The sequence below is a fragment of the Kitasatospora sp. NPDC057965 genome (genome assembly GCF_042887135.1).
Lineage (GTDB): Bacteria > Actinomycetota > Actinomycetes > Streptomycetales > Streptomycetaceae > Kitasatospora.
This window is the reverse complement of record NZ_JBHVPZ010000009.1, coordinates 53,893-66,987: the sequence shown is the minus strand read 5'-3', so window position 1 is coordinate 66,987 and position 13,095 is coordinate 53,893. Positions and strand designations below refer to the sequence as shown.

Sequence of the window (13,095 nt, the reverse complement as noted above, 5' to 3'; positions counted from 1 at the left end):
GGACGGCGGGCGGCAGAAACTGGAGACAGCGCGCCCGGCCCGGCGACCGGTCGTCGGTGGGCCCTCCCCACCCGTCCCTAGGCGGTGCCATGACCACGGTGATCCCCTTCCGCCCCCGGCCGCACACGCCTGCCGGGGCCCTTCCGCGCCGCACCGCCGCGCAACGCCAACTCACCTGGGCCGCGGCGGTCACCGTGTTCTGCCTGGCGGTCGCCACCCTCTGGGTCTGCTACGTCCTGGTCCACCTCGGGGCACCGGGCATCGAGGGGCCGCGGGACCAGTTGGCCATCCTGCTCTACGCGCTGCCGACCGCGGGGGCGGGGATGCTGCTGCACGCCCACCGGCCGGGAAGTCCGCTCGGTTGGGTGATGCTCCTCTACGCGCTGACGTCGATGCTGCCCAGCGCCGTCGCCGCACCCGTGTGGGTGGAGCTGTCGGACCCCCGGATCGTGGGCGCGGCGGCGGTGGTCCGGGGAGTGTGCGACACCGTCAGCGAGGTCCTGTTCTACGTCCTGCCGCTCTGGCTGCCGTCCGGCCGGCTCACCACCCGCCGGTGGTGGTGGTACATCGGCGCCGTCACGCTGTGGGCGATCCCGGACTCGATGTCCTTCCTGGACCGCACGACCGTCTTCGGACACCCCAACCCGCTCGCCGACAGCGTGCCCGCGAACTTCTTCGGCTCCGTCACCGACCACCTGGACAGCCTCTACGACCCGGTCAACTACCTGCTGATCGGCATCGCCTCCGCCGTGCTGCTGGTTCGGCTGCTGCGGCACACGGCGCCCCGGCGGCGCGCGCACATCGCCGGGATGCTGGGCGCCTACCTGCTCTGGGCGGGCATGCAGGACTACTACACCCGGCGGTTCCAGTACGAGTACTGGCTGAGCTACTCGCTGTTCACGGCGGCCGGTGCGGTGTGGGCCGTGGCCGTCGGGTTCCTGGTGGTGCGCGACGGCGGGTGGCGGCTGGACCGCGCCGCCCGGTCGGTGCTGACCGGGTTGCTGCTCGCCACCGGGCTCACCCTGGTGTTCGTGGTGAGCGCGGCGGTGCTGTCCGGGTGGCTGGTGCCCGGCCGGGGCGCCGCGGCGCTGGTGCTGATCGCGCTGGTCTTCGCGCTGGGCACGGGTCTGCCGCGGGCCGCCCGGTGGGCCGTGGGCGCGGTGGACCGGCTCTACTACGGCGACCGCGCCCAGCCCTACCAGGTGCTGCGGACCCTGGCCGGGCAGGTCCGGCAGGTGGTCGAGCCGGAACGGCTGCCGTCCGCGCTGTGCACCGCCGTCGCGGACGAACTGCGGCTGCCAGGCGTGGCGCTGTCCGTCACCACCCGGGCCGGGCGGCGGTCGCTGGCGGCGGTGGGGCGGCTGGACGGTCCGGTCCAGGACTTCGAGCTGGTCCACAACGGTGCGGTGATCGGGGAGTTGACGGTCGGACTGCGGGCGGGCGAGGAGCGGCTGGATCCCAGCGACGTCGACATCCTGCGCTCACTCGCCGACCAGGCCTCGCCGGCCGTCGCCTCGCTGCGCCTCCAGGAGGACCTGCAGGCCAGCCGGGAGCAGATCGTCGCGGCGCGCGAGGAGGAGCGGCGGTGGCTGCGCCGGGACATCCACGACGGGCTCGGTCCGGCACTGGCCGGGCTGCGGCTGCGGGTCGACAACGCGGCCTCGGCGGCCGGGTCGGAGGAGACGGCGGCGACGGCGACGGCGGCGACGGCGGGCGGGGAGTCGAGGCCCGAGGCGATCGCGCAGACGCTGCGGGGCATCTCGGGCGACCTGGCGATGGCGATCAAGGAGGTGCGGCGGATCACCGACCGCCTCGGACCGGCGCCGCTCGGCGAGTTCGGCCTCACCCGCGCCGTCCAGCACCTGGCGGCCTCGTTCAGCGGCGACGGGCTCGCCGTCAGCGCCGCGCTGCACCCGGACCCGCTCCCGGAGCTGCCCGCCGCCGTCGAGGTGGCCGCGTACCGGATCACCGCCGAGGCGCTGAACAACGTGCTGCGACACGCCCGCGCCCGGCACGCCGAGGTGGCGGTCCGGGTGGACGAGGCGAACCTGACGCTGACCGTCCAGGACGACGGGATCGGGCTCGGCATCATCCAGAGCACCCCTCTGTTCGCCCCGGACCCGGGTGCCGGGAGGCCGGGCGACGCGAACGGGGCGGGCACGGACTCGCCGGCCGGGGTCGGCCTGCGGTCGATGGCGGACCGGGCGGCCGAGATCGGCGGGCACTGCACCATCGACCGGCTCCCGCAGGAGAGCGGGACCCGGGTGCTGGCGGTCCTCCCCCGGCACCCCTCGCAGGGGCCGCCGCGACCTGGAGGGCCGACGGCCGGGGGCTGACGGCCTGGGCCGACGACTGACAACTGACAACTGACAGATTTCAGATGACAGATAACAGCTGACAGATTTCAGATCCTGTCAGCTGTCACTCGTCCGGTCAGGGCCGGTCCGCCGCCCGCCCCCGGTGCCGGTGGCTCCGGCTCCGGGGGCGGGCGGGGTGAGGGGGGAGGGAGGAGGAGGGGCGGGAACGGGCGGAAGGATCGGGGTGATCGCAGTCGATGCGGGTGATCAGCCCCGGCAGTCCTTCTCGCCCGGCTTGCAGCGGTGCTCAAGGTCCGCGGCCTCGGCCGCGGCGGCCACCTTGGCCCCCGCGCCGACGACGGCGCTCCTGACGACCACGGTGGCCGCGGCGACGCCGACGACGACAGACGCGACGCAGAACCTCTTCGATGCCGTGTTCGTTGCCATGGGTGGTGCTCCAGATTCTTCAGCTCCGAGCGGTCGAGCCGATCAACCGCTCTGCACTCCACTCTGGTCGGCACCCCGCCCCGGGCGCATGGGCCCGCCGTCCCGTTCCAGTCCCAAGAACGGGACGGCGGAGGGGACGGCGGCGGGGCGGGGCGGCGGACGCGTCGGCGGGCCCGCCGACGCGGCTCAGGGCAGCATCAGCACCGGCTTCACCACCTCCCCCGACTCCGCCGCCGCGGCCGCGTCCTCGACCGCCCCGAACGGGAACGTCCGCACCAGCCGGTCCACCGGCAGCCGTCCCGCGCGGAACAGGTCCACCAGCGCCGGCAGGAACCGCTCCGGCACGCTCGCCCCCTGGTTCACCCCGACGATCCGGGGCGCCCGGGCGAGCAGCCCCGGCACGTCCAGCCCCACCTCGCTGCCGGCCGGCGGCGCACCCACCACCCCGCAGGTCCCGCCGACGGCCAGTGCCTCCACCGCCTGGCGCAGCGCACGCACGCTGCCGCTGGTCTCCAGCGTGTGCTGCGCTCCGCGCCCGCCGGTGAGCTCGCGGACCGCCGCCACCGGGTCCGTCGCGCCCGCGTCCACGACGTCGGTGGCCCCGAGTTCCCGGGCCAGCGCGAGCCGCTCCGGGCGCAGGTCGACGGCGACGGTCCGCACCACCGGCGTCGACCGGGCCGCCAGGACGGCCGCCAGCCCCACCGCGCCCGCGCCGAACACCGCCAGCGTGTCGCCGGGCTCGGGCCGCAGCACGTTGAACACCGCGCCCGCGCCGGTCTGCACGCCGCAGCCGAGCGGCGCCAGCACCTCGAAGGGCACCGCCGGACCGGTGACGGGCACGGCGTTGCGCTCGTCGGCGAGCGCGTACCCCGCGAAGGAGGACTGGCCGAAGAAGTGCCCGTGCAGCGCGGTGCCGCGGTGGCGGCCGGTGCCGTGCACGGTGGCGCTGCCGTCCAGCCGGAAGCCGCCGAACAGGTTGAGCGCGGCCCAGTGGTCGCAGCGCACCGGCAGGCCGGCCCGGCAGGGCGGACAGGCGCCGCAGGAGTCGAAGGTCAGCACGACGCGGTCGCCGGGCCGTACCCGGGTGACGGCGTCGCCGACCGCCTCGACGGTGCCCGCGCCCTCGTGGCCGAGGACGGCGGGCAGCGGCGCGGGCGTGCGGCCGGCCCGCACGCTCAGGTCGGTGTGGCAGATCCCGACGGCGCGGATCCGTACCAGGACCTCGTCCGCGCGCGGCTCGTCCAGCAGTACGGTCTCCGGGCGGAACGGTCCGCCCCTCCCGCGCACCACGGCCGCGATGGTCTCGATCACGACGGACCGGTCCCGTTCGACGGACCAATCCCGTCCGGTGCGCCGCCGACCGGGTCCCACGGGCCGTCGGGGGTGAACAGCCGCTCGGGAGTGGACCGTTCGTAGGGCATGCCGGGCGGCATCGCGAGCACCTCCAGCTGAAGGCCCCACGGCGTGCGGAAGTACACCCAGCGGTCGCCGTCGATCGGTCCGCCGTCGGCGATGGTCTGCGGTTCGCCCAGCACCTCGACGCCGGGCTGCCCGCGCAGGTAGGCGACGGCGCGGTCGACGTCCTCGACGGCGATGGCGAGGTGGTGCCCGCCCCAGTCGCTGTTGGCGGGCTGCTCGCGGCGCTGGCCCGGGGCGGTGTACTGGAAGAGTTCCAGGTTGCCGACGGGGCCGAGGCGCAGCATCGCGATGTGCGCCACCGCCGAGCGGTGGACGCCGAGTTGGCGGTTCATCCAGTCGTCGTCGCCGGGAGGCGCGGCGACCGGCCCGAGGCGGTAGAGCAGGCGCGCGCCGAGCACGTCGATGAAGAACGCCACCGCCTGGTCGAGGTCGGGGACGGTGTAGGCGACGTGGTGCACTGCGCGCGCACCGGGGATGCCGGTCATGGGGCGTTCCTTCCGGGGGCGTCGGGGAGGAGGGACCGTTCGTGGGCGGCGTCGCGCTGGTTGGCGACGGCGCTCGTCAGACTCAGGCCGCCGTCGACGGTGAGCGACACACCGGTGGTGTAGGCGGCGTCGGGGCCGGTCAGGTGGACGATGGCCGCCGCGACCTCGGCCGCCCGGCCCGGCCGGCCCACCGGGATGGCGGGCCGGGCGAGAGTGCCGAGGCCGCGGCCGTCGAGGCGGTGGCCGTCGAGGACGTGGTCGTCGAGGACGCCGTTCATCCGGGTCGCGGTCTCGCCGGGGCTGACCGCGTTCACGGTGATCCCGTACGGCGCCAGCTCCAGGGCCATCACCCGGGTGAGCCCGCCCAGCGCGCCCTTGGCCGCGCAGTAGGCGGCGCCGCCCGGGATCGGGGTGAACTCGTGGACGGACGTGACGTTGACGATCCGCCCGCCGCGTCCCTGCCGGACCATCCGGCGGGCGGCCGCCTGGGCGCAGGCGAAGGGGCCGGTGAGGTCCACCGCGAGGATCCGCCGCCAGTCGTCGAGGGTCTCGTCCAGGACGGGTGAACGGCGGTTGATCCCGGCTGAGTTGACCAGGATGTCGATCCCGCCGAGCCGGTCGGCGGCCCCGTGCACGGCCCGTGCGGCGGCCGCCGGTTCGGCGAGGTCGAGCGGCAGCAACAGGGTTCGTCCGCCGGCGAGTTCGGCCGTGCGGCGGGCGGCGGCGAGGTCGGTGCGGTAGCCGATCGCGACCGCGTGCCCGGCCCTGGCGAGGGCGACCGCGACGGCGCGGCCGATGCCGGAGCTGGCCCCGGTGACGACCGCCACCGAGGGCGGCCGCCCTCCGCCGTCGCCGCCGTCGGGGTGGTGGTGATGCGGTCCGGGGATGCTCATCGGATCACCTCCGCCGCGGGGGCGGGGCGGACCTGGTAGCCGGCCCGGGCGAGGCTCGGCGCGCCCAGGTAGCCGTAGAGGGCGGCGGTCGGGCCGGCCCGGCCGGTCCGGAAGCCGTGCCACTCGCCCGCCGGGACGAACACCAGGTCTCCGGCGTGGACCGGGACCCGGGCGCCTCCCATGAGGTGGGTTCCGCCGCCGGACAGGACGAGGAAGAACTCGTCGGCGTGCGGGTGCCGGTGCAGGTCGTGGCTGCCGTCGGCACCGAACGACGAGGCGGCGACGGTGAGTCGGCGGGCGCCGACGGTCTCGTCGGTGGCGAGCCAGTGCACCGCCATGCCGGTCGAGCCGACGATCGGGGCGCGGTCGCCGTGGTCGGCGCCGTCGGCGTCGGCGTCGGCGTCGCGCTCGCCGCCGCGCTCGCCGCCGCGCTCGCCGCCGCGCGCGGCGGGCACAGCCGGGACCGGCGGGTCCGACGGCTCCGGGGCGTCGCCGTGGACCCGGACGACGGCCCTCGGCGGCGCGAGCGGGACCGGGCAGGGGCGCGGCACGGGCAGGTCCCCGACCACCGCGAGGGGCCGGACGGTCAGCACCGCGGCGGGCGCGCCGGGCAGGGCGGTGAGTCCGCAGGAGCTGCCGGGCGGGTGGTAGAGGCCCTCGCCGGGGCCGAGCACGCGCCCGGCCGAGCGGATCCCGCCGGAGAGCACCAGCGTCACGGACTCGCCCACCCGGGAGGGACGGTGTTCGACGCGGACGCCCGGCGGCAGGGTCTCGACGGTCAGCCCGCCGTGCGCGGACGGCAGGTGCCGCGGGTCGATCAGTCGCCGGAACGCGGGGGCCGTCCGGGGGACGGCGGCGGGTACGAGGATCACGCGGGATCTCCTTCGGTGACGGGGGCGGCGAGCCCCCGGAGGTTGGCAGTCCCCCCGCGGCCGACGGCCGGGGAGCCGGCGCGGCCGAAGTCGAGCAGCACCTTGGGCGGGCCGCTGCGGCCGCCCGCCAGCATCCGGAACGCCTCCGGCCCGGCGGACGGCGGCAGCACGGCGGCGATCAGCGGCTCGGCCGTCAGCACGCCGTCGCTCAGCAGCCGCAGCGTGCGGTCGTAGTGGTCCAGGCCGTGCCGGACGCCGATCACCGCCAGTCCGCGCAGGGCGAGTCGGCCCGGGGCGAAGTCCGGGCACGGGCGGCCCGCCACGCCGATCACGGCGAGCCGGCCACCCGGTTCGAGCAGGTCGAGGCCGAGCGCGAACGCCTCCGCCGCACCCGACGCCTCGATCGCGAGCGAGTAGCGGGCGACGCCGGCGGTCCTCGCCTGCTCGGGGCTCAGGGCGCGGCGCGCGCCGCAGCGCAGCGCCAGTCCCCGCCCGGCCGGGTCGATGCCCACCGCGTCCACCGACTCGCCCAGGCGGGCGGCGAGTTGGACGGCGAGCAGGCCGATCGTGCCGGTGCCGAGCACGACCACCCGGTCGCCGAGCCGGCACCGGGCCAGTTCGAGGCCGGCCACCACGGTCACCGCCGGTTCGGTCAACACCGCCGACCGGTCCGGCACTTGGTCGGGTATCCGGGACAGCGAGCGTTCCGGCAGCACCACGTACTCGGCGGCGGCGCCCGGACGCCCGTACAGCCCGACCTCGGTGAGGCGTTCGCAGAGCGGGCGGCGACCGCACCGGCACATCCGGCAGAGGCCGCAGTGCACCATGGTGTGGCCGACCACCCGGTCGCCAGGCGTGAACTCGGTGACGTCGCGGCCGACTTCGGTGACCGTTCCGCACCATTCGTGCCCCGGGACGAGCGGGTAGCGGGCCCGCCCGTCGCGCAGGTAGGCGGCGGTGCCGTGGAGGAGTTCGAGGTCGGTGCCGCAGAGGCCGACCAGGGAGGTCCGCACGGTGACCGCGTCCGGCCCGGGCGGCGCCGGTCGGGGCACCCGGGCCAGCGTGACCCGGTGCGGCGCCTCGAACCGCAGCGCCGCCATGGTGGGGCGGGCGCCGACCGTCGTGCGGCCGGCGCCCGCCGTGCTGGCGGGAGCCTCGGCGCGGGATCCGTCGGCGGCCTCGTCGGCGGCGTCGTCCGCGGCCCCGGTCCGGCCGGCCGTGACCGGGCCGGTCACGGCCGGCTCCGTCGTTCGGCGCGCCGCCGGGCCAGGGAACGCCTGGTCGCGGTGGTGCGGCGGGGCGCGGACAGAGCCAGGCAGAGCAGCTCGGCGCCGAGCGGACCGGCCTCCAGGAGCAGCGCACGGCCCCGGGTCGCGAGCAGCAGGTCGCCGTCGACGGCCAGGTGGTCCGGCTCGTCGGAGCTCCGGCCGACGAGCAGTGAGCCGCGCGCCACGAACAGGACGGTCTCGCCGTCCGGCCGCCCCGGCAGCGCGTAGTGGGCGCCGGGGCTGAGCCGCAGGTGGTCGAAGCTCTCGCAGGCACTGGCGAGCATGGAGCGGCGCGCCAGGCAGCGCACGCGCACGCGCTCGCCGTGCGGGCCGAGGATGACGGCGGCCGAGGCCGTCGCGGTGGTGACGATCACCTTGGCTCGCCTCCCTTCGGGCTCGGAGGGGTGTCGGGACGGTCGTGGCGGTGGTGATCGGGGCGGTGGTGGTCGGTGGCGCGGCCGTCCTGTTCGGTGGCCGGCCGCTCGACGGCCGGAGGCTCGACGGCCGGAGGCTCGACGGCCGGGGGCTCGACGGTCGGCCGCTCCGCCGCCGGGTGGGCGGTGGCCCGGCCCGGGTGGCCGGCGACGGCGAGCACCGCGTGGAAAAACTCCAGACCGGCGGTGCCGGCCGTCAGTACGGTGCGCGCGCCGAGCGGTAGCGTCACGGCGGTGCCCTCGACCAGCGGGATCCCGGAGTCGCCCGCCGTCGACGTCTCGTCCCCGGTCTCGGCCTCCGGCACCGTCGCGGTGCCGGATCCGGCCGTGACGTACAGGGCGCGTTCGACGCCCTCGGCCGTGACCTCGACGCTGCGGCCCGGGTCGAGCCACTGAAGTCCGACGGCGCGCAGCGGTCCGGTCAGCACCCGGCTGGGGTCGACGGCGCCGCGCCGGCGGAGGTCGGTGATGACGGTGCCGGTCATGACGGAGACTCCTTCTGGTGTCCTGCGGTCCCTGCTGGGCCGTATCTGTTCTCCACGGTGCGGCGCCTGCCGTCCCGGTCGCACGGGAACCCGGTCCCGTCCTGTTCCCGGCCTGCGCCCGCCCTGTTCCCGAGCGCCGCCCGGGCCCTTCCCGACCCGTTCCCGACCCGTTCCCGAGCCGTTCCCGGCCCGCTCCCGACCCGTTCCCGAGCACCGCCCGGGCCCGCGTCGCCGCGGTCTCACGCCGCGGTCTCACGCTGTGCCCGGTCCCGCCCCGGCGGGCGCGGGCACCCGGGCCGGGACGGGTTCGGGACCGGCGCTCCGGCTGCGCGGCACGCCCGCCCCCGCTGGGTCGCCCAGGCCCTCCACGGCGGCCCTCAGCACCGCGCCGTCCACCGGGGTCAGCAGCCTGCCGTCGGCGCAGTACGGGCGGCCGAGGTCGGCCAGGAGCAGCAGCCCGGGCCGGGCCGCGGCGACGAGCGCGGCGGTCAGCCGGTCGGCGTCGACGCCGTCGGGCAGGGCGGTCGCCGAGCCGTTGCGGGCCAGCAGTTCCCGGTGGGCCCAGCCGGTGGCGCCGGCCGCCAGGCCGAGCCGCGCCGCCACCCGCGCGGCGAGCAGCAGGCCCAGCGACTCGGCGTCGCCGGGCGCGAGGGCGGGACCCGCGACGGACCGCACCGCGTCGGCGAGGCTCCGGCCGTAGCCGAGGGCCAGGCCGGGGCCGGTCTCGTCGGGGTCGAAGCAGACCACAGCGGCCCGCGCGTCGGCGCACAGGGCGAGCAGGGCGGTGAGCGTGGCCTCGTCGTACCGGGCGCCGGGGTGGAGGAGGGCGGCGAGCGTCGGGTACTGGGCCGGGCAGACGGCGAGGACGTGGCGCACCACCGCGACCATCCCGGCCCGCGTCCACTCGGCGGGCCGGTCGGCCAGCTGGTCGGCCCGGACCCAGACCAGCGCGGCCGGGGCGGGCCGGTGCAGGGTCAGGGCCGGACCGCACGCGGCGGCCAGATCGGTGGGTACCCGGACGTCGGCCGGGAGTTCGCAGGCACGTTCGCCGCCGACGGCGACGACGACCGTTCCGTCACCGATGCCGCCACCAGTGCCACCACCGGCGCCTCCGCCGGCCGTGGCGGTGGGCGGAAGCGGTCCGTCGCGCAGGTCGTGCACGGTGGTGGGCGCCAGGTCGTCGGCCAGCGCGCGGACGCGGGCCGCCCGGTCGGCGGGCGCCGTGCCGTCGGTGACCACGACGAACCGCTCGGCCGCCAGTGCGTCGAGCCGCGCCCGCAGTTCGGACCACGACGACTCGCCGACGCGCACCGCCAGACAGACTTGTGCGGGACCGGCCTGGATCCGCCGGTCGAGCCTGACAGTTCGACGCATGGCGGCCTCCTCCCGTCCGGGCTCAGGCCTCCACGCTGCGCCGCCCACCGCCCCGCCCACCTGAGCCCCCGGCCCCCACCGCGCCCCGCGCCCCCGCCCGGGACGGGCCCGGCCCGTCCCGGGCCCGTCCCGGGCGGGGGCGGGCGGCACGTCGGCGGGTGCACCGGTGTCCGCGGCGCCGTGGGCCCCGTCCCGCCCCGGGCTGCCGTCGTACAGCCGCCGGACCATCGCCAGGCGGCCGTCGTGGCGGCCGATGACCCCCCGGCGCCCGGCGTGGCGGGCGGCGCCCCGTCGACCGGCGCGGTGAGCCGCGGGTCCGGGGTGCGGAACGGCTCCCCACCGGCGGCCACGTGCGCCCGCTACCTCCGCCTCCCGCCGGGCGGCACCGCCCCCGCCCCCACCTCCACCTCCACCTCCACCGCGCCCCGCGCGAGCTCCGGGCGACGCTCCGGCAGGGCGGCGCTCACCCTGTCCGGCAGGACCGTCAGGCAGAGCAGTTCCGCGCCGAGCGGGCCGCCGTGCAGGTGGACGGACTCGCCGTGCGGGGCGAGCAGGAGGGTGCCACGGTCGAGCAGGCGCAGCGGCTGGTCGGGGCAGTCGAGCAGGAGGACGGGGCCGCGCAGCACGTACCAGGCGGCCTCGGTGGCGTCGCGGCCGGTGAGGTCGTAGCAGGCCCCGGGGCCGAGGCGGACGTGTTCGAAGGCCTCGCACTCGCTGTGCAGCATGCCCCGGCGGGCGAGGCAGCGGGTGCGGATCCGCTGGGCGCCGGGGCCGAGGAGCAGACGGGGCGCGGCCGTGCGGGTGACGATCATCGCGGCTCACCGCCCTGGGACGGCCCGGGCACGAGTTCCGCGTGCAGGTGGGCGAGCCCGTTGGGGCCGGCCACGAGGTCGAGCGCGGTGCCGAGCGGCAGGGTGACGGCCGTGCCGGGGCGCAGCGGAACCCGGACGTTCCCGGTACCCGCCCGGCCGTGGCCGCCGATGACGAAGACGGTGTGCTCGACGTCCGCGGCGAGCAGGAACTCCCGTTCTCCGGTGGCCAGTTCGACGTATCGCAGCAGGCGCAGCGGTCCGCCGATGACGGCGGACGGGTCGAGCGGGCCGGTGCGTCGCAGGTCGCGGACGACGGTGCTGCCGACCGCACTGCCAACGCCGGGCCCGCCGACCCCGCCAGCACCGCCGGCACCGCCGGCACCGCCAACGCCAGTACCGCCGCGCTCCGCCGGCAGTTCGATCACCAGCCACTCCAGCGGCCCGGCCCCGGTGTTGCGCAGGCCGTGCCGGGTGCCGACGGCCGTCAGCACGGCGTCGCCGGCGCGGACGGCGTGGCGGCGGCCGTCGAGGGTGACCTCGCCCTCCCCGGTGAGCAGCACGTACACCTCGCGGGTGCGGGTGTGGAGGTGCTCGCCGCTGATCCCGCCGGCCGGCACGCGCGCCCATTCGACGGCTTCCCAGTCCCCGGCGAGTCCGGCACGGCGGGCAAGGCAGGTCCACTGGGTGACGCCGGCCGCCCCGTGCACGCCGTGCACGTCCGCCGGCGCGGTGGTGTCGGCGATCACGACGGCGCTACGCACGCGTGCCACTCCCCCGCAGCGCGGCCGTGGCTCCGGCCGTCGTCCAGGTGCGCAGCCGGGCCGCGGCGTCGGCGAGTTCGGGTGCGTCGAGGTCGTCGACGAACACGCCCGCGCCGATTCCGCGGGGCAGCGGCAGCCGTTGCCGCCCATCGCGGTGGCGCACGGTGTCGGCGAGCGCCTCGCCAAGCGTGACGGGCTCCATCAGCGGGTGCCAGACCGGCAGTTCGAGCCGCCGCATCAGGCGCAGGACGCGTTTGGTCTGCCCGGCGTCGAGCAGGCCGCGGCGGCGGGCGACGACGGTGGTGAGCGCCATGTCGACGCAGACCGCCTCGCCGTGCAGGAGTTCGGGCAGCGCGCGCATCTCGACGGTCGGGCTGAAGGAGTGGCCGTAGTCCATGAGGCGTTCCAGGCGGTGCTCCCAGAGGTTGGGCTGGAGTTCCTGGAGCATGCCGTGGACGGCGCGGCCGAGGACGGCGGGGCCGGCGCCCGGGGACTGGAAGTTGGTGTCGAGCAGGGTGCGGCCGTGCCGTTCCAGCAGGCGGAAGAGTCCCTCGTCCTTGATCAGCGCGACCTTGAGGATCTCGGCGAGCCCGTTGCCGATATGGCGCCGTTCCAGGGTGGCGAGGAAGGCGGGGTCGAGCAGGGTGTCGACGGCGGGGTGGTAGCTGCCGAGGCGGTTCTTGTGGCGGCCGTGGTTGACGCCGGTCTTGGCGCCGACGCCCGCGTCGACGAGGCCGATCAGGGTGGTCGGGACCCGTACGAACGGCGTGGAGCGGCGGTAGAGGCTGCAGGCGAGGCCGACCACGTCGGTGAGGACGCCGCCGCCGATCGCGATCACGGGTTCGCCGCGCCGGGAGATCCCGAAGGAGTCCATCCGGTCGGCGACCCGGAACACCGCGTCCATGGTCTTCACCTGTTCGTGGGCGAGCAGGACGTGCGTCTCGTGCTCGACGCCCTGGGCTTCGAGGTAGCGGCGCAGGCGGTGGCCGTGCAGTTGGTGGACGCGGGCGTCGACGACGACGAGCCGGCGCCCCGGCGGGCCGCCGGCCCGGGCGAGCGCCGGGTTGCCCGGGTCCAGCACGCCGGGGGTGAAGCGGACCCGGTAGCTGACGGGCAGCGCGGTGGCGACCGTCCAGCCGGTGGCGGGAGCGCCGTTCACCGGGTCGCCGGTGGCGTGCAGGCCTGGGACGTGGACGCCGGGGGTGGCGTCGGACCGGACAGGGGCGGCGGTGGCCCTCGTGGCGTCGGCGGCGGGGCGGTGCTGCGGGTGGGGGACGGACACGGGTCGGCTCCTTCGGCGGGCGGCGGCTGGGGCGGCCCGGCGGGTGAGGGAGGGTCCGCCGGGCCGGTGTGCACCACGCTGGCGCGCCCGCCGTCCCGGACGCACGGGCGGCCGGCCCCATCCGCGTCCCGGGCGTACCCGGGACCGACCCGGCACCGGCGCGCGTCGACCGCCCGCGCGCACGCCCCAGGTACGCGCCCCGCGCGCACACCCCACCCGGCCGCTCCGCCCCGCCACTCCACCCGACCGCCCCGGCGACGTACGGT

General features: G+C 77.0%; 13 protein-coding genes. 1 reads left to right on the top strand and 12 read right to left on the bottom strand.

Annotation, left to right across the window (positions count from 1 at the left end):
- Nucleotides 1-89: 89 nt before the first annotated feature.
- Nucleotides 90-2,336: a sensor histidine kinase gene (locus ACFVVU_RS13770; protein ID WP_387789897.1), complete on the top strand. Its 2,247-nt coding sequence runs from the start codon at nt 90-92 to the stop codon at nt 2,334-2,336.
- Between the two features lie 228 nt (nt 2,337-2,564).
- Here ACFVVU_RS13770 and ACFVVU_RS13765 read toward each other — a convergent pair whose 3' ends face one another.
- The 12 genes from ACFVVU_RS13765 to ACFVVU_RS13710 form a co-directional block, all read right to left on the bottom strand.
- The gene (locus tag ACFVVU_RS13765) at nt 2,565-2,744 is read right to left on the bottom strand and encodes a hypothetical protein (protein ID WP_380715035.1); all 180 of its coding nucleotides are present in this window, start codon (nt 2,742-2,744) and stop codon (nt 2,565-2,567) included.
- 186 nt (nt 2,745-2,930) lie between these two features.
- The gene (locus ACFVVU_RS13760) at nt 2,931-4,055 is read right to left on the bottom strand and encodes an NAD(P)-dependent alcohol dehydrogenase (RefSeq protein ID WP_387789895.1); all 1,125 of its coding nucleotides are present in this window, start codon (nt 4,053-4,055) and stop codon (nt 2,931-2,933) included.
- On the bottom strand, nt 4,052-4,648 hold the full coding sequence (locus ACFVVU_RS13755) for a VOC family protein (protein WP_387789894.1): 597 nt from the start codon (nt 4,646-4,648) through the stop codon (nt 4,052-4,054). The genes ACFVVU_RS13760 and ACFVVU_RS13755 overlap by 4 nt, the downstream gene beginning before the upstream one ends.
- The gene (locus tag ACFVVU_RS13750) at nt 4,645-5,541 is read right to left on the bottom strand and encodes an SDR family oxidoreductase (protein WP_387789892.1); all 897 of its coding nucleotides are present in this window, start codon (nt 5,539-5,541) and stop codon (nt 4,645-4,647) included. The genes ACFVVU_RS13755 and ACFVVU_RS13750 overlap by 4 nt, the downstream gene beginning before the upstream one ends.
- Nucleotides 5,538-6,413 (bottom strand): cupin domain-containing protein, encoded by an 876-nt coding sequence (locus tag ACFVVU_RS13745; RefSeq protein WP_387789891.1) that lies wholly within the window; start codon nt 6,411-6,413, stop codon nt 5,538-5,540. Before ACFVVU_RS13745 ends, ACFVVU_RS13750 begins: the two co-directional genes overlap by 4 nt.
- Nucleotides 6,410-7,648 carry a zinc-binding dehydrogenase gene (locus tag ACFVVU_RS13740; protein ID WP_387789889.1) on the bottom strand — a complete coding sequence of 413 codons (1,239 nt, stop codon included), beginning with the start codon at nt 7,646-7,648 and terminating at the stop codon, nt 6,410-6,412. The genes ACFVVU_RS13745 and ACFVVU_RS13740 overlap by 4 nt, the downstream gene beginning before the upstream one ends.
- Nucleotides 7,645-8,055: a hypothetical protein gene (locus tag ACFVVU_RS13735; protein ID WP_380679509.1), complete on the bottom strand. Its 411-nt coding sequence runs from the start codon at nt 8,053-8,055 to the stop codon at nt 7,645-7,647. Before ACFVVU_RS13735 ends, ACFVVU_RS13740 begins: the two co-directional genes overlap by 4 nt.
- On the bottom strand, nt 8,052-8,600 hold the full coding sequence (locus ACFVVU_RS13730; RefSeq protein WP_387789887.1) for a hypothetical protein: 549 nt from the start codon (nt 8,598-8,600) through the stop codon (nt 8,052-8,054). The genes ACFVVU_RS13735 and ACFVVU_RS13730 overlap by 4 nt, the downstream gene beginning before the upstream one ends.
- 252 nt (nt 8,601-8,852) lie before the next feature.
- Complete coding sequence (locus ACFVVU_RS13725) at nt 8,853-9,974, bottom strand: hypothetical protein (protein WP_380679504.1); 1,122 nt, start codon at nt 9,972-9,974, stop codon at nt 8,853-8,855.
- A gap of 359 nt (nt 9,975-10,333) precedes the next feature.
- Entirely contained in the window at nt 10,334-10,786 is a 453-nt protein-coding gene (locus tag ACFVVU_RS13720) for a hypothetical protein (RefSeq protein ID WP_387789885.1), read from the bottom strand.
- Complete coding sequence (locus ACFVVU_RS13715; RefSeq protein ID WP_387789884.1) at nt 10,783-11,547, bottom strand: cupin domain-containing protein; 765 nt, start codon at nt 11,545-11,547, stop codon at nt 10,783-10,785. Before ACFVVU_RS13715 ends, ACFVVU_RS13720 begins: the two co-directional genes overlap by 4 nt.
- Nucleotides 11,540-12,829, bottom strand: coding sequence for a sedoheptulose 7-phosphate cyclase (locus ACFVVU_RS13710; RefSeq protein WP_387789882.1), 1,290 nt, complete (start codon nt 12,827-12,829; stop codon nt 11,540-11,542). The genes ACFVVU_RS13715 and ACFVVU_RS13710 overlap by 8 nt, the downstream gene beginning before the upstream one ends.
- Nucleotides 12,830-13,095: the final 266 nt, after the last annotated feature.